Source organism: Serratia sp. CY56464 (assembly GCF_052168435.1).
GTDB lineage: Bacteria > Pseudomonadota > Gammaproteobacteria > Enterobacterales > Enterobacteriaceae > Serratia > Serratia marcescens.
The window spans coordinates 71,909-88,182 of the sequence record NZ_JBJNMV010000006.1 but is presented as its reverse complement, the minus strand read 5'-3'; the positions used below and the strand labels follow the sequence as shown (position 1 = coordinate 88,182).

Annotated in this window: 15 protein-coding genes and 1 tRNA gene; 7 read left to right on the top strand and 9 right to left on the bottom strand. The window is 54.1% G+C overall.

The features are described from left to right. Nucleotides 1–134: 134 nt before the first annotated feature. Entirely contained in the window at nucleotides 135–605 is a 471-nt protein-coding gene (locus tag ACJ8KE_RS21090; RefSeq protein ID WP_016929962.1) for a YhcH/YjgK/YiaL family protein, read from the bottom strand. A 571-nt stretch (nucleotides 606–1,176) separates the two neighbouring features. Between ACJ8KE_RS21090 and ACJ8KE_RS21085 the strand changes: the two genes are divergently transcribed. The 5 genes from ACJ8KE_RS21085 (at nucleotide 1,177) to ACJ8KE_RS21065 (ending at nucleotide 5,493) form a co-directional block, all read left to right on the top strand. Continuing rightward, nucleotides 1,177–2,127, top strand: coding sequence for a 2-hydroxyacid dehydrogenase (locus ACJ8KE_RS21085; protein ID WP_048795295.1), 951 nt, complete (start codon nucleotides 1,177–1,179; stop codon nucleotides 2,125–2,127). A gap of 84 nt (nucleotides 2,128–2,211) precedes the next feature. Then, a complete protein-coding gene (locus ACJ8KE_RS21080; protein ID WP_261420365.1) occupies nucleotides 2,212–3,522 on the top strand; it encodes an MFS transporter in 1,311 nt (436 codons plus the stop codon). 332 nt (nucleotides 3,523–3,854) lie between these two features. Then, on the top strand, nucleotides 3,855–4,094 hold the full coding sequence (locus ACJ8KE_RS21075; RefSeq protein ID WP_261420334.1) for a helix-turn-helix transcriptional regulator: 240 nt from the start codon (nucleotides 3,855–3,857) through the stop codon (nucleotides 4,092–4,094). Between the two features lie 322 nt (nucleotides 4,095–4,416). Continuing rightward, complete coding sequence (locus tag ACJ8KE_RS21070; protein WP_110147358.1) at nucleotides 4,417–4,638, top strand: hypothetical protein; 222 nt, start codon at nucleotides 4,417–4,419, stop codon at nucleotides 4,636–4,638. 3 nt (nucleotides 4,639–4,641) lie between these two features. Next, a complete protein-coding gene (locus ACJ8KE_RS21065) occupies nucleotides 4,642–5,493 on the top strand; it encodes a hypothetical protein (RefSeq protein WP_261420331.1) in 852 nt (283 codons plus the stop codon). On the opposite strand, the gene ACJ8KE_RS21060 is transcribed toward ACJ8KE_RS21065, so the two are convergent. Continuing rightward, on the bottom strand, nucleotides 5,432–5,926 hold the full coding sequence (locus ACJ8KE_RS21060) for a hypothetical protein (protein ID WP_261420330.1): 495 nt from the start codon (nucleotides 5,924–5,926) through the stop codon (nucleotides 5,432–5,434). The two genes, ACJ8KE_RS21065 and ACJ8KE_RS21060, sit on opposite strands and share 62 nt — an antisense overlap. A 585-nt stretch (nucleotides 5,927–6,511) precedes the next feature. On the opposite strand from ACJ8KE_RS21060, the gene ACJ8KE_RS21055 reads away from it, so the two are divergent. Next, a complete protein-coding gene (locus ACJ8KE_RS21055; protein ID WP_306376939.1) occupies nucleotides 6,512–7,333 on the top strand; it encodes a DUF4393 domain-containing protein in 822 nt (273 codons plus the stop codon). 445 nt (nucleotides 7,334–7,778) lie between these two features. Here the strand turns inward: ACJ8KE_RS21055 and ACJ8KE_RS21050 are convergent. The 6 genes from ACJ8KE_RS21050 to xerD all read right to left on the bottom strand — a co-directional run bounded on the left by ACJ8KE_RS21050 (nucleotide 7,779) and on the right by xerD (nucleotide 14,174). Next, nucleotides 7,779–7,852: transfer RNA gene (locus tag ACJ8KE_RS21050), tRNA-Gly, on the bottom strand. Nucleotides 7,853–7,999: 147 nt separating this feature from the next. Next, nucleotides 8,000–9,517, bottom strand: coding sequence for a lysine--tRNA ligase (gene lysS, locus ACJ8KE_RS21045; protein WP_004931697.1), 1,518 nt, complete (start codon nucleotides 9,515–9,517; stop codon nucleotides 8,000–8,002). A 9-nt stretch (nucleotides 9,518–9,526) separates the two neighbouring features. Then, nucleotides 9,527–10,625, bottom strand: a protein-coding gene (prfB, locus tag ACJ8KE_RS21040) for a peptide chain release factor 2 (protein ID WP_096242572.1) whose coding sequence is annotated in 2 segments (ribosomal slippage) — nucleotides 9,527–10,549 and nucleotides 10,551–10,625 — 1,098 coding nt in all. Because the reading frame shifts where the segments join, the coding sequence is not laid out codon by codon here. Between the two features lie 166 nt (nucleotides 10,626–10,791). After that, a complete protein-coding gene (recJ, locus tag ACJ8KE_RS21035) occupies nucleotides 10,792–12,525 on the bottom strand; it encodes a single-stranded-DNA-specific exonuclease RecJ (protein WP_016929971.1) in 1,734 nt (577 codons plus the stop codon). Nucleotides 12,526–12,531: 6 nt separating this feature from the next. After that, on the bottom strand, nucleotides 12,532–13,248 hold the full coding sequence (gene dsbC / locus ACJ8KE_RS21030) for a bifunctional protein-disulfide isomerase/oxidoreductase DsbC (RefSeq protein ID WP_004931688.1): 717 nt from the start codon (nucleotides 13,246–13,248) through the stop codon (nucleotides 12,532–12,534). A gap of 26 nt (nucleotides 13,249–13,274) precedes the next feature. Further along, a complete protein-coding gene (gene xerD, locus ACJ8KE_RS21025; protein WP_004931685.1) occupies nucleotides 13,275–14,174 on the bottom strand; it encodes a site-specific tyrosine recombinase XerD in 900 nt (299 codons plus the stop codon). A gap of 106 nt (nucleotides 14,175–14,280) precedes the next feature. Between xerD and fldB the strand changes: the two genes are divergently transcribed. Further along, nucleotides 14,281–14,799 (top strand): flavodoxin FldB, encoded by a 519-nt coding sequence (gene fldB, locus ACJ8KE_RS21020; RefSeq protein ID WP_004931683.1) that lies wholly within the window; start codon nucleotides 14,281–14,283, stop codon nucleotides 14,797–14,799. Between the two features lie 37 nt (nucleotides 14,800–14,836). Here fldB and creD read toward each other — a convergent pair whose 3' ends face one another. Beyond that, complete coding sequence (creD, locus tag ACJ8KE_RS21015; RefSeq protein ID WP_016929973.1) at nucleotides 14,837–16,201, bottom strand: cell envelope integrity protein CreD; 1,365 nt, start codon at nucleotides 16,199–16,201, stop codon at nucleotides 14,837–14,839. Nucleotides 16,202–16,274 lie beyond the last annotated feature (73 nt).

The following is a 16,274-nucleotide window of genomic DNA, read 5'->3' as shown; positions in this document are numbered from 1 at the left end:
CTCAATTTTTAAAAGTTAGGGGCTATGGCGTTGACGGGAAAGGCGTATTCTTCGGAATCGCGGCAGACGGCGGATGAGCGAGGCTTTCCGCCGGCAGCCTGAAGTAGCGATACCAGCCGCCGCTGAACGTCTTGCTACGTCAGCAGGGCGCCGTCGATTTTCGCCACAATTTTGCGCAGAACTGCCGGTGTTGTGCAGGTACTCATCGGGCGATGCAGCTCCCCCGGAAAGATAACGGCAAGTTCACCGGGTTGCAGGTGGATGAGAGTCTCACCGGGGATCGCCGGGCTAAACCCAAGGTCGTGCGCCTCGTTAAATGGCTCACTCAGGGGCAAAGGCAGCCCCAGAACCCCGGCGCCAATCACTTCTCTCCCTTCCAGGACAAGATGGATATCCAGATACTGGCGATGAAACTCCGGCTTCTGGTCGGACAATAGTTTGGTTTCCCCTTCAACGACGTTAAAGAACATCTGTTTACCCTGCACCTGATAGTGGCCGATAGGTAAATTGTACGGCTCACTTTCAATAATGCTGGCCAGCATTTTTCGAATGGCTGCCGGATAGAATCTATTATTTACGGCAGTGGTTAAGGCATCAATTATCATAATATTTTCTCTGGTCAATATCGGCTCGGTATTTCACCGACAAAAACAATGACTGGGTAGTTTTATGGCAACACGCAATCTCGGCGTAATTACGGTAGAATCGCTATTAGTTCGCTCTACGGGCGCCACTATGAATAAGCAACAAAGCAAACCGCTTTGTTTCTAATATTTACAACCTATCTCCACTGTGAGTAAACTCCACCTGAAAGGCTATTCGGCATGGTGAAATAAGTCATGGCCTATCTCACGGTTTTTAGCCGCTTAAAACTGTGACAAAAGTCACTTAATTAAGTGTTACGAAACAACGTTACTTATCCTGTGATCCACGGCAGAAAATCACTGGTTATTCACCGCTCTCGCCAAAACCGATCGATTTCGCATTCTCCTCCTACGGGCATAATGGGTCATTTGCCCCGATAGCCACTGACAGAAGCCATGAAATTGCACACGAGATCACGCCAGCAGTAACATGCTTTTTTAACACTCTTTGGCGTGATGCAGATCGCAAAAATAAGCGGTAAAAAAACGTCTGATACAGGGTATCCCCTATTTTTCAGACAGGATCGCAACGATGCACACTGACACTCAACCTACCATTTTGCTTATCGCACCGGTGATGGATGCTTTACAGGCCGCGTTGGACGCCCGTTACCGGGTATTCCGTCTCTATGAACAATCAGATATTCCAGCCTTCCTGGTTCGCCATGGCGCAGACGTTCAGGCGGTGGTCACCCGTGGTGATGTGGGGGTAACCCGGGAGACGCTGGAACAGCTGCCGCAGGTGGGCATGATTGCCGTCTTTGGCGTGGGGACTGACGCTATCGATCTCAACTACACCCGGGAACGCCATATCAGCGTCGGGATCACCGCCGGCGTGCTGACCGATGATGTGGCAGATCTGGCTCTGGGGCTAATGCTGTCCGCCAGCCGCCGCCTCTGCCAAGGGGACCGATTTGTACGCGAAGGCCGCTGGGAAACGACGCCGCCACCGCTGGCGACCAAAGTGAGCGGTAAACGCATCGGTATTTTCGGCATGGGGAATATTGGCCAAGCCATCGCCCGCCGGGCGAAAGGCTTCGATATGACCATCCTGTATACTGACCGCCAGCGCAAAGACGGCCTGGATTACCAGTGGTGCGCCGATCTGCACACGCTCGCAGCACAGAGTGATTTCCTGGTGATCGCGGCATCCGGCAGTGCGGAAAACCGCGGGATTGTTGATGCCAGCGTATTTAACGCCATGCCCGAACGCGCCTGGCTTATCAATATCGCCCGCGGCAGCCTGGTCGATGAGGCGGCGCTGATAAAGGCGTTACAAAATCATGTTATCGCCGGGGCCGCTCTGGACGTCTTTGAAAACGAACCCCATGTCCCGACAGCGTTCTTTGCGCTCGAGAATGTTCTGCTTCAACCCCATGTGGCCAGCGCTACCGTAGAAACTCGTCAGGGAATGAGCCAATCCGTTTTGGATAATCTGGCAGGTTATTTTTCACATCAGGATATTCCTGGGTTAATTAAATAAAAATGATCGTATGAGTTACGAATGATCATTTTATCCGCCGACACAATATCCTTTGTGAATGGCGGATATCATCGAGACGCTATTATGACCGATAAAATACCAGGAACTCGCTGGCTGCGGGTTATCGCGCCGATCCTTATCACCTGCATTATTTCATTTATGGATCGCGTTAATATCAGCTTTGCTCTGCCGGGCGGCATGGAACAGGATTTAGGCATTACCAGCCAGATGGCTGGCGTGGCCAGCGGTATCTTTTTTATTGGTTATTTATTTCTGCAAATCCCTGGCGGACGACTTGCGGTTTACGGTAGCGGGAAACGTTTTATCGCCTGGTCGCTCGTGGCCTGGGCGGTTGTCTCTATCGCCACCGGGTTCGTCACCCATGAATATCAACTGCTCGTGCTGCGTTTTATTCTCGGGATCTCCGAAGGGGGAATGTTGCCCGTCGTGCTGACCATGGTCAGCAATTGGTTCCCGGAAAAAGAACTGGGCCGGGCCAATGCCTTTGTCATGATGTTTGCCCCACTAGGAGGGATGCTGACCGCCCCGGTTTCCGGCGCGATTATTGCCACTCTCGACTGGCGCTGGCTGTTCATTATCGAAGGCTTGTTGTCGGTCGTGGTGTTGACCATTTGGTGGCTGGTGATCAGTGACCGTCCGGAAGAAGCGCGTTGGCTGCCGGCGAAGGAACGCGACTATTTATTGACCGAACTGGCCCGGGAGCGCAAAGCGCGGGAAGGGATGGCGCCGGCGGCCAAAGCGCCGTTAAAAGCGGTGTTTCGCAACAAGGGATTGATGCGCCTGGTCGTGCTGAATTTCTTTTACCAGACCGGGGACTATGGGTATACGTTGTGGCTACCCACCATCTTGAAAAACCTGACCGGTGGCAGCATGGCCAATGTTGGGGTATTGGCGATCCTGCCGTTTGTTGCCACTCTGGCGGGAATTTATGTGATTTCGATGTTCAGCGATCGCAGCGGTAAACGCCGTTTGTGGGTCAGGATTTCCCTGTACTGTTTTGCGGCGGCGCTGATAGCCTCGGTGATCCTGCATGAGCACGTGGTGGCCGCCTATATCGCGTTGGTGGTGTGCGGCTTCTTCCTTAAAGCGGCGACCAGCCCCTTCTGGTCAATTCCCGGACGCATTGCGGCGGCAGAAGTGGCGGGCAGCGCACGCGGGGTGATCAACGGGCTGGGCAACCTCGGTGGGTTTTGCGGCCCCTATCTGGTCGGCGTCATGATTTATCTGTACGGACAGAACGTCGCGGTTTGCGCGCTGGCGGCATCGCTGCTGCTGGCGGGAAGTATCACCTTCCTGCTGCCGAAAGAATGCGATCGCACCTGCGAAGAAACGGATAACCGCCTGCCATCCGGGGCCAAACAGAAATGGAGTTAAGCGGCAATAACGCGGTGTGGGCAGCGACGGCGGCTCACACCCGCATCAGGATTGGGCGGCGCGTTGTGTTATCGCGGTTAAATGCCAGGCCAATGGCTTGAGCGACTCACACGTCAACCCGCACCAAACGGTGATGCATCGTTGAGAATCAGCTTTTCTGAAAACGGTTATAACTCAATGGGGGTGATGCATAGGGAGATTTTGGAGCGGGTTCAGTGCCCATGCAACGTTTCACTCAAGCGATACCATAAGGCCCGTCAATTCATCAGAATACTGTAACTTGCCGCTGTCTATACCACTGCGGAATTAACCGCAAGTGAGGAGATAGCACAATGAAAGCAGCAATTCGAAAAACTCAACTCCTGGCGATGGTTCCCATGTCGGAGTCGCAGATAACCAAACTGGAAAAGGCAGGGGAGTTTCCGCAACGTTTCGCACTGACCAACCGCACCGTGGCCTGGAACCTGGATGAAGTAGAAGCGTGGCTCGATAAGCAACAGGCCGAGAACACCGGACGCACGCTGGATTATTCCCCTGACGTCCGCCAGCGCAAACGCAGGCCAGTACGCTAAGTTGACTACTACATCCTACAGTGCGCCAAGAACATGGCGGCGATCGCCACGCACGCAGCATGCATCGCGCAGCAGATGAAGGTGCACTAATCATCGACCACGCAATCGGGAAGATGTGAAAAAACGGGGCGCAAGCCCCACCCCATTGAATTATGTTAATGATTTAAAAAAGAATATTTACACATTGAAAAATCCGATAAAAAAACGAAAAAATTTCGGTTCTGTTTTGCATCTAAAAACGATGCTCACATTTGATAAAAAAGTGGGAGAAGTTGTATACTGACTGTGCTGATTACCAGTTTGGTAATCGAAAGGAGGGTGTATGAAATGGTTCTGGGGTGACTTAAGAGTCAAGCCAAAGCGCTATGGACAGGAAAAAGCTTCGTCCAAAAACGATGAGCGCCAAGTCGCTCAGATGCGCATTGTTGGTCGCGGAGCTGCCTACATACCATCCGAGGAGATCGCACAACTTCCTGAAGTGAAAGAAATGCAGCGAATGGCTGCAATGATAGTCAACAGTAAGGCTGCTGCCGCTAGGAAATGACGATTGATTGCTCTGCTATTAATTCCAATTTTAGTCAGCGGTTACATTATTGTAACCGCTGATTTATTTCATTATTACAAACTGCATAGATATGATGGGCAGCTTCTTTATTTAAAAGTCGCCACATATGGTGCTTTTTGTGTTATAGGTGCAGCAATTTCAGCTGCAGTAATAAAATACTTTTTTCCTGACTTCCACCTAATCACAGACGTTGCAGGAAGCTTCCAAGTAACAAAAAAAAAAGATACAGATAGAATATATGCATGGCTAATTATGTTGTCTGTTGGGGCAATTGCAATATCTATCGCATGGATTTCTTTCGTTTTCATAAAGAATCTACTTAAAGGATTTATGTATGAGAAGGAGTGTCATTACAGCATAATGCATGCAATGAAACTGCGGGTTCTAAGAAAGACAGTTAACCATGGAACCTTCGATGCCATGCTGCTTGACGCAATGGAAGAAACACCTAAGCGACCGGTACTGATAAGCTTATCGTCCAGAAAGGTTTATGTCGGTATAGTTAATGGCCTTGACGAGCCAACTGAAAGTGAAAAGCCAAATCAATACATATCACTGTTCCCGATTATGTCTGGTTACCGAGATAACTCAACGTTATCAATAGAGTTCACAAACAACTACCCTACTGAATTTAAAACTCGCTCTGCACCTTCAACAAGAACGATGAAGAAAACACAGATAAATGATATGGATTTGATAATTTCATCCGAGGAAGTATCAAGTATATCTTGGTTCGATTTTGATTTATTCATGGAAACGAATGGGTCAGCGGTCAAAAAGCCAGAAAAGCAAATAGGACTTGGATTGCCGAAGTACAAAAAAATAACCCCCTAGCGGGGCTTGGTTTTGGAGCTTTTTTATTACTTTTCACCCTTAATAAAATTAATGCAATTAGTATGATTACAATCAAAGTCACAGGGAATGATATAAATCCAGCTGTAGCAGATAGATAGGATATCGGAATTCCATCTACAACACCACAAAGAATTTTTTCATTATAAATTTGTGATATTCTATCATCTATAATTGCATTAAAAACATCTTTCTTAATGCCATGTTCTGGTGCATTAACATGGCCAACCCCATAGTTCATAAAAGCTTGGTCAGCTATACTTTTGTCAATAAATTCAGAGCTACTTTTTGCTGCTACCCCATCTAACTTTAAATTTCTAAAGTATGAAACTAAAGCCCTATCATGCCATCCAGATGATAATGAAGCGGTGAATGCCTCACTGTAGGATGGCTGTATGCTCAAATGAGACAACACAATTAACGCCGTTCACATAGAAAATTGTCGTTTAGTCGCACACAACCACTTGAATTATAAAAATTCCTCTAAATTATCTTTATTCTTCGCTTACTTTGAAAGAGAATAGCCATCTAACTTAATGAGATATTTTAGGTGTCTTTATGTTTTGGTATGAACTAAAAGAGAAGGCAGCACTTACATCTTTGCTAGCTTTTATTGGCTTGATGGTTTTACTTTTCAGCAGTAAGTATGTAGGGGTCTACATTCAGTATACTGTCGGAGTTATTTTTGTATCTTCGATCATTGTCTGGGGTTTAGCTTCCGGTATTATTCGATTGTTTCGCCTTTAGATTTCATACCATTACAAAATATTGAGAGGCTTACAGGTTAGTACAGGATGCTTGAGATGTGATGAAATGCCCCCTCCCTCCCCCCCTAAGTTCTCAGAAGGATATCGAGAGGGTACGGGGGCTGATAAGCGTGAGTCGGTGGAGGGAGGGAATTGCATAGGTGAAAAAAAAATCGAGCGTATGTTAAACTCACGTTGATTTATTTAACTTTTCGGTTTAATTCAACATAGATTACGACTTCGAAGGATTAAAGATGAGTGAGCAAGATAATAGTAAGGCATCGCAAGGTGTTCACGTCATTGGTGAGCTAATGCGGCTTGCAGGTGATGATGATAGCGTCAAGAGATCTGCTAAAAATCTTGGTGAATCTGCGTTAATTGTAACAAGCACGGTTAAGAACTGTTTGCTACCTCTTGCCGCACTAAACTTTGGATTTGAAAAGGCAAGATGTTATTTTTCAGAAAAATTCCAAACTGATATATCAAAGAAAACGGAAAACATCTCTAAAGACGATATAATTGAACCAAAGGCATCTATTGTTGGCCCAGCGCTACAAGGATTAGCATTTAGTCATGATGAGGATGATTTAAAAGAGCTATATTTGCAACTAATTGCTTCGTCGATGAACAAGTCAATGGAAAAAGAAACACATCCAGCCTTTGTCGAGATCATAAAACAACTATCTGCGGATGAAGTTCCAATTTTAAATTTGTACATTAAACATAGTTTGAATGCTGCTATAGTAAATATTACATCAAAGTCAGAAAATGGTGGTGTTAGAACACTATATAGGAATTTATTAAACCTTTACAAAGGGGATGAAGTACATGTTGACAGTAAAATATCCTCATATGTAGATAACTGGATTAGATTAGGTTTAGTGGGTGTTAATTATGAGAAAAGTCTTCGTGGAGATGATGTTTATAATAGTTTTATAGAAAGACCTGAATTTCTTCAAGCTCAGGAAGAAGAGGAAAATTCGGGAAGGGTTGTAAGCATCCAAAAAGGGGCGCTTTATAGAACATCTTTTGGTGCTCAATTTGCAAAGGCTGTTGGTATCAACGAAGAAAAATAAACACAATACTAGCCATAAAGCCCCGGTTAGTGATACCTAAGCAACGGAGCGTCAGCGACATCATCAGATTATCATAGCGCATCATCGTTATCAGGTCGCCCGTGCATCCAAACGGAACCGTGGGCCAGCCGGAGATAGAGCCGGGTCTTTCGCTGCCGGTGCGTATCACTTTAGCCTGTTTATCCCTGTGAAGGGGCATCGGGGCTGAATGCTGCGATGTACTATGTTTTGGGAGAGTTTAGAGCCGATGGCACGGCATGCTGTTCTTGTTGAGCTATCGCGGTAAGACAGTAGAACGACCGCCAGCGGTTTGATATGCTCCCAGAGCCACACACCAAGCCGCAACAGCGATGGGCAATTCCTTGGGATACCTTTGTAGGTACCTGAACATTCAACCACTTCTTAACTTGCTGATTTTTACCGAGAAGGTACTAACAGAAAGGATTGGAGCGGGTGAAGGGAATCGAACCCTCGTATGCAGCTTGGGAAGCTGCCGTTCTACCATTGAACTACACCCGCATCGGTGTGCGACAGGCATTATAACCGGTTATCGGCGGCGGGCAAGCGGAGATGGCGCGTAACTGCCGATGTTTTAAGCGGTTAAGTTCAGTGGGCGAAAAAAAACCGGCGCAGTTGCCTGCACCGGTTGTTTCACGCTAAACGGAATTATTTCTGTGGGCGCATCGCCGGGAACAGAATCACGTCGCGGATGGTGTGACTGTTGGTGAACAGCATCACCATGCGGTCGATGCCGATGCCCAGACCGGCGGTCGGCGGCAGGCCGTGCTCCAGCGCGGTGACGTAGTCTTCGTCGTAGAACATCGCTTCGTCGTCGCCGGCGTCTTTAGCATTCACCTGATCGGCGAAGCGCTGCGCCTGGTCTTCGGCGTCGTTCAGCTCGGAGAAGCCGTTGCCGATTTCACGGCCGCCGATGAAGAACTCGAAGCGGTCGGTGATTTCCGGGTTCACGTCGTTGCGGCGCGCCAGCGGCGACACTTCAGCCGGGTACTCGGTGATGAAGGTCGGCTGAATCAGATGGCTTTCCGCCACTTCTTCGAAGATCTCGGTCACGACGCGGCCCAGGCCCCAGCTCTTCTCAACCTTGATGCCGATGGATTCGGCGATGGCCACCGCTTTGCCCATGTCGGCCAGGTCAGCCAGATCGGTTTCCGGACGGTATTTCTTGATCGCCTCGGTCATGGTCAGCTTCTCGAACGGCTTGCCGAAGTCGAACACTTCATCGCCGTACTGCACCTGAGAGGTGCCCAGCACTTTCTCGGTCAGGGTGCGGAACAGGGTCTCGGTCAGCTCGATCAGGTCTTTGTAATCCGCGTAAGCCATGTAGAGTTCCATCATGGTGAACTCTGGGTTATGACGCGGAGAAACGCCTTCGTTGCGGAAGTTGCGGTTGATTTCGAACACGCGCTCAAAGCCGCCGACCACCAGACGCTTCAGATACAGTTCCGGCGCGATGCGCAGGTACATGTCGATATCCAGCGCATTGTGGTGAGTGATGAATGGACGCGCGGACGCGCCGCCCGGGATCACCTGCATCATCGGGGTTTCGACTTCCATGAAGCCGCGTTCCACCATGAAGTTGCGGATAGCCGACATCACCTGCGAACGCACTTTGAAAGTGTTGCGCGATTCTTCGTTGGCGATCAGATCCAGGTAACGCTGGCGGTAACGGGTTTCCTGATCCGCCAGGCCGTGGAATTTATCCGGCAGCGGACGCAGCGCTTTGGTCAACAGACGCAGTTCGGTGCAGTGGATCGACAGTTCGCCGGTCTTGGTTTTGAACAGCTTGCCGCGCGCGCCGAGGATATCGCCCAGGTCCCACTTCTTGAACTGCTCGTTGTACACGCCTTCAGCCAGATCGTCGCGCGCGACGTACAGCTGAATGCGGCCGCCCACGTCCTGCAGCGTGACGAAGGATGCCTTGCCCATAATGCGGCGGGTCATCATGCGGCCGGCGACGGTCACTTCTACGCCCAGCGCTTCCAGCTCTTCGTTGTCTTTATCGCCGTACGCAGCGTGCAGTTTGTCGGAGGTGGAATCGCGACGGAAGTCGTTCGGGAACGCAATGCCGTTCTCACGCAGGCCGGCCAGTTTCTCGCGGCGGGACTGCAGTTCGTTATTGAGATCCAGCGCCTGATCGGCGCCCTGTACTTGTTGTTCAGACATTTCTATTCCTCATAACCCGGCTTTCAAACTTGCCTCAATGAATTTATCCAGGTCGCCATCCAGTACGGCCTGCGTGTTACGCGTTTCGACGTTGGTGCGCAAATCCTTGATGCGGGAGTCATCCAGCACGTAAGAACGGATTTGGCTGCCCCAGCCGATGTCGGACTTGTTGTCTTCCATCGTCTGCTTATCAGCATTTTTCTTTTGCATCTCAAACTCGTACAGCTTGGCTCGCAGCTGTTTAAACGCTTGATCCTTGTTCTTATGCTGAGAACGATCGTTCTGGCACTGCACCACGATGTTGGTTGGCAGGTGAGTAATACGTACGGCGGATTCGGTTTTGTTGACGTGCTGACCGCCCGCACCGGAGGCGCGGTACACGTCGATACGCAGATCCGCCGGGTTGATTTCGATATCGATATCGTCGTCCACTTCCGGGTAGATGAACACCGAGCTGAACGAGGTGTGGCGACGGCCGCCGGAGTCGAACGGGCTCTTGCGCACCAGGCGATGCACGCCGGTTTCAGTGCGCAACCAGCCGAACGCGTAGTCGCCGATGATCTTGATGGTGGCCGATTTCAGGCCCGCGACGTCGCCGTCGGACTCTTCGATCACTTCGGTCTTGAAGCCCTTGGCTTCGGCCCAGCGCAGGTACATGCGCAGCAGCATGCTGGCCCAGTCCTGCGCTTCAGTGCCGCCGGAACCGGCCTGGATATCCAGGTAGCAGTCGGCGCTGTCGTATTCGCCGGAGAACATGCGGCGGAATTCCAACTGATCCAGTTTGCTCATCAGTTGATCCAGCTCGGCGACCGCTTCGTTGAAGGTCTCTTCATCGTCGGCTTCCACCGCCAGTTCCAGCAGCCCGCCGACGTCTTCGCCGCCCTGCTCCAGCTGATCGATGGTTTCAACGATGGCTTCCAGCGCGGCGCGCTCTTTACCGAGCGCCTGTGCGCGCTCCGGCTCGTTCCAAACGTCCGGCTGCTCCAGCTCGGCGTTGACTTCTTCTAGGCGTTCCTTCTTGGCATCATAGTCAAAGATACCCCCTAAGAACCGCAGTCCGCTCGGACAGGTCCTGAATTCGGTTTTTTACCGGGTTAATTTCAAACATGGTTTCGTTCTTTTACGTTGATGTCGTCGATGGCGGAATGCCATTGGAACCGCTAATTCTAACGGATCCGGGCGGCAGTTTATAGCGAGTTGGTCAGTTTTTGTGGCGATCGAGAAGGATGCCGGGGATTGGAGAGCCCAATCCCCGAATTGTGTTCAATTTCGCCTCAGCGCGGCCAAAGATGCTGGATCAGCAGCTGCACGTTGCGGTTGCCGCGAAACTCGTTGACGTCGAGCTTGTAGGCCAGTTCCACTTCGCGCACGCTGCTGTCCGGCCACAGCGTGGTATCCACGTTGAACGCGATGCCGTCGAGCAGCGGGCCGCCGCCGAGCGGCTCCACCATCAGCTTCAGGTGTTTCTCGCCCACCAGCCGCTGCTGCAGGATGCGGAACTTGCCGTCGAAGGTCGGTTCAGGGAACGCCTGGCCCCACGGGCCGCCCTCGCGCAGCAGCTCCGCCGTGGTCAGCGACAGCTCCTGCATCGCCAGTTCGCCGTCGGACCAGATCACCCCTTCCAGCATCGCCGGATCGAGCCATTCGCCCACCAGCTCGCCGAAACGCTGGCGGAACTCGTCGAATTTGGCTTCTTCCAGCGACAGCCCGGCCGCCATCGCGTGGCCGCCGAACTTCATCATCAGCCCGGGGTTCAGCATATCCAGCCGCTCCAGCGCGTCGCGCATGTGCAGGCCGGGCACCGAACGGCCGGAGCCTTTCAGGATGCCGTCACCCGCCGGCGCGAACGCGATCACCGGGCGGTGGAAACGCTCTTTGATGCGCGAAGCGAGGATGCCCACCACGCCCTGGTGCCATTCCGGGTGATACATCGCCAATCCGTAAGGCAGCTCGGTGCTGGTGCGCTCCAGCTGATCGCACAGCTGCAGGGCTTCCACCTGCATGCCCTGCTCTATCTCGCGTCGCGTCTGGTTCAGCGCATCGAGATCGTTGGCCAGCATGCGCGCCTGCGCGATGTCGTCGCTCAGCAGCAGCGCCACGCCGATCGACATGTCGTCCAGCCGGCCGGCGGCGTTGAGCCGCGGCCCGAGCGCAAAACCGAGATCGTTGGCCGCCAGTTGACGGGCGTCGCGGTTGGCCACCTCAAGCAGCGCGCGGATGCCCGGTCGGCATTTGCCGGCGCGGATGCGGTTTAATCCCTGATACACCAAAATGCGGTTGTTGGCGTCCAGCGGCACCACGTCGGCCACGGTGCCGAGCGCCACCAGGTCCAGCAGCTCCGCCAGATTGGGCATCGCCAGCGCGCGCTGCTCGAACCAGCCGCTGTCCCGCAGGCGGGCGCGCAGCGCCAGCATCAGGTAGAACGCGACGCCTACCCCCGCCAGCGATTTGGACGGGAAGGCGCAGCCGCGCAGGTTGGGGTTAACGATCGCTTCGGCCGCCGGCAGGGTCTCGCCCGGCAGGTGGTGATCGGTCACCAGCACCTGCATGCCCTTGGCGTGCGCCACGTCGACGCCGGCGTGGGAGGAGATGCCGTTATCGACGGTGACAATGAGTTCTGCGCCGCGCGCCGCCGCCTGCTCCACCACTTCGGGGCTCAGGCCATAACCGTCTTCGAAACGGTTAGGCACCAGATAATCGACGGCTGCGCCGCCCATGCTGCGCAGCGCCAACACCGTCAGCGCGGTGCTGGTGGCGCCATCGGCGTCGAAATCGCCCACCACCATGATGCGGCGGCCGTCGGCCAGCGCCTGCTGCAGCAGGCCGACGGCGTCGTCGATGCCGTCCAGCTGTTGCCAGGGCAGCATGCCTTTGACGCCGCGTTCCAGCTCTTGCTCAGCCTGCACGCCGCGCAGGGCGTAAAGCCGACGCAGCAGCGGCGGCAAACTGGCGGGCAGATGCGTGTCGTCCGCCGCCGGGCGGCGGCGTAGTTGCGTTTTGATACTCACCGGCGATTAACCACCGGCTTTGGTGGCGGCCTGGTGCGCATCCAGCATGGCGGCCATCTCTTTCGGCCCCTGATAGCCCGGGATCATCATGCCGTTCTCCAGGATGATGGCCGGCGTGCCCTGAATGCCGAACTGCACGCCCAGCTCGTAATGCTTGCTGATGTCGGTTTTGCAGGTCGCCGGAGAAACGGCGTCGCCCTTCATGGCGGCGTCAAACGCCTTGGCCTTGTCGGCGGTGCACCAGATCGACTGCATGTCTTTTTCAGCCTGGGAAGCCAGCCCCTGGCGCGGGAATGCCAGATAACGCACGGTAATACCCAGATCGTTGTACTCTTTCATCTGCTGATGCAGTTTGTGGCAGTAACCGCAGGTGATATCGGTGAACACGGTGATCACGTGTTTCTCTTTCGGCGCTTTGTAAACGATCATCTGATCTTTCAGCGCGTCCATCTTGCTGCTCAGCAGTTGGTTGGTCACGTTGACCGGCTCTTTGCCGCTGACGTCGAACAGCGGGCCCTGCAGGATATGCTTGCCGTCTTCGGAGGCGTACAGCACGCCGCTGTCGGTCAGCACGGTTTTCAGGCCGTTGACCGGCGAAGGCTGCACGTCCGCCTGCTGGATGCCCAGGCTGGCGAGCGCTTTTTTGATCGCCGCGTCATCGGCATGGGCGGCGCCGGCCACCGAAGCCACCAGCAGAGAGAGCAGCATTAAACCTTTTTTCATTGTTCCAATCCTTTCGAACCCGCCGCTCAGGCGCGCGGGTGATGCTGTTGATGTAGCTGTTTCAGTCGTTCGGTCGCTACATGTGTATAAATTTGCGTGGTCGAGAGATCGCTGTGCCCTAACAACATCTGTACGACACGGAGATCGGCTCCATGGTTCAGCAAATGAGTAGCGAACGCGTGCCGCAACACGTGCGGCGACAGACGCTCGCTGTCGATGCCCGCAAGGATGGCATAGTGTTTGATGCGATGCCAGAACGTCTGTCGGGTCATTTGCTGGCAGCGGGTGCTGGGGAACAGCACATCCAGCGTCTGACCGTTGACAAGCCATGGGCGGCCGTGCTCCAGATAATTTTCGATCCAGTAGACCGCCTCTTCGCCCAGCGGCACCAGCCGCTCCTTGTTGCCCTTGCCGATCACCCGCACCACGCCCTGACGCAGGCTGACGTCGCTGATGTTCAGCCCCACCAGCTCGGAAACCCGCAGCCCGGTGGCGTACAACACTTCGAGCATCGCCTTGTCGCGCAGCTCCAGCGGCTGATCGACGCAGGGCGCCTGCAGCAACGCATCGACCTGCGCCTCGCTCAGATCCTTCGGCAAGCGCTGCGGCAGTTTGGGGGACGCCAGCTGCGCGGTGGGATCGTCGGCGCGCAGCTTTTCGCGGTACAGATATTGAAACAGGCGCCTCATGGCGCTCAGCAAACGCGCGGAGCTGGTGGCCTTGTAACCGCCATCCACCCGCTCGGCGAGAAACGCCTGCAGATCCAACGCCTGCGCCTGCAGCAAATCGGTCTTCTGCTGGCCAAGCCAGGCGCCCAGGGCCTGCAAATCCAGCCGGTAGGAGGCCAGCGTATTTTCCGCCAGATTGCGCTCAAGCCACAGCGCATCCAGGAATTGTTCAATCAGCGCATTGTCTTGCTGTTGCACGCGGTCCTCTCTTTGTTGCATTTCCACCCGCGCCATTATGCCTTAAGCCGGAGCAAATCAGGTATACTCGCTGCAATTCTCTAAACAGCAACGTAACGGTTTACACATGAAGATTGGTCTGTTTTACGGCTCCAGCACCTGCTACACCGAAATGGCGGCAGAAAAAATCCGTGAGATTCTGGGTGAAGACCTGGTCGACCTGCACAACCTGAAAGACGTCTCGCCCAAGCTGATGGAGGACTATTCCATTCTGATCCTCGGCATCCCGACCTGGGATTTCGGCGAACTGCAGGAAGACTGGGAAGCGATCTGGCCGCAGCTGGCGGCGCTGGATCTGAAAGGCAAAATCGTCGCCATGTACGGCATGGGCGATCAGCTCGGTTACGGTGAGTGGTTCCTCGACGCGCTGGGCATGCTGCACGATCACATCGCGCCGCTGGGCGTACAGTTCATCGGCTTCTGGCCAACTGAGGGCTTCGAGTTCACCAGCCCCAAACCGCTGAGCGCCGACGGCAAACATTTCGTCGGCCTGGCGCTCGATGAGGTCAACCAATACGATCTGAGCGAAGAGCGCCTGCAGCAATGGTGCGAACAGATCCTGTTGGAGATGGAGCCGCTGCTGTAGCCGCTATCGGGCGCGTAACGCGCCCGATTTCCCTCACTTATTTCCACAGACGAAAGCGTGGCTCGTCTTCCCCGGCCGGCGTTTCCTTGGTCAAACGCGCCGGATCGGCCACCTGATACCAGTCCAGCTTGCGCGTCAATAGCATAATGCCCGCCAGAATGGCGAACAGCAGCCCCGCCCCCAGCACCAACGCATTGTCCTCCGACTGCAACAGCAAATAGAGCACGCCGTACAACAGCAATAGGCTCGCGGCGAACAGCGCACCGCGCAGCTTGCCGCGCAGCACGGCGCTCAGATAGAAGCCGATCAGTCCGCTGCAGGCGATGCTGGCCGCCAGGTAAGCGAGAGCGAATCCCAGGTGTTCGGAGAAGGCCAGCAGAATCAGGTAGAACAACACCAGCGCCGCACCGACCAGCAGGTACTGAATCGGGTGCACCCGCAGCCCGGTCAGGGTTTCGAACAGGAAAAACGCCATAAACGTCAGCCCGATAAACAGCAGCGCGTATTTGACCGCACGCTCGGTCAGCTGATAGTGATCGACCGGTTCGACCAGGCTGGCGCTGAAGGCCGGCAGCTTGTCCTCGTCGATAATGCCATCGTCGTAATGGAACGCACTGTTAATGTTGTTGGCGAACCAGGTGCTGCGCCAGCGAGCGCTAAACCCTTGATCCGTCACCTTACGTTCGTCCGGCAGGAAGTTGCCGAGAAAATTCGGGTGTGGCCAGTTGCTTTGCAGTTGCAGCTCGCTGCTGCGCCCCAGCGGCACCAGCGATAGGCTGCTGGTGCCCGCCAGCGTCAGGGTGAAGTCAGCGTTCAGCCCCTCTTTTTGTTGCAACGCCGCCAGCGTCAGCGGTGCGTGGATCCCCTGGCGCAACGAACCCACGCCGGTGCCCGGCTCAAACGCCACCGGCTGCGGTGTTGCCAGCGGGGAAATGCGCTTGATGCCGCGAGAGTCGCTCAGCGCCACCAGCAGGAACGGCTGGCCGACGGCCACGTTGGCGCGCTGCAAATCCGTCAGCTCCGGCTGGCCGAAACGCACCTTGAAGTTCAGCGGCCCCTGATAAACCTGCGTCTGATAGATGCCCAGCTTGCGCACTTCCACCTTCGGCGCGCCCTGCACCTGAAGCGACTCCGGCAGCAAATAGCGGTAATGCTGCACCCGCTGCACCACCGTTTGCCCTTTCTCGTCTTTCTTCTCTTCGCGTTCGATATAGGGAATGACAATCAACGGGCCGAGCACGCGCTGCGCCCCGCTGGTGCTTTCGCTCACCTGCCCGACCACGCTTTGCCGATAGCCGCTGCGTTCGTCGATCACGCTCATCAGTTGGGCGATGGGGATCAACATCACCACCATCAATCCCAGCAACGTGGTTATTTTCCAGAAAAGTACCGATTTCATCATGCTCGCTCCTCGTAGGTAATGAGGCCACGATAAAACCCGCAGGTGAAATCAGAATGTGGTTATGTGAAGGGAA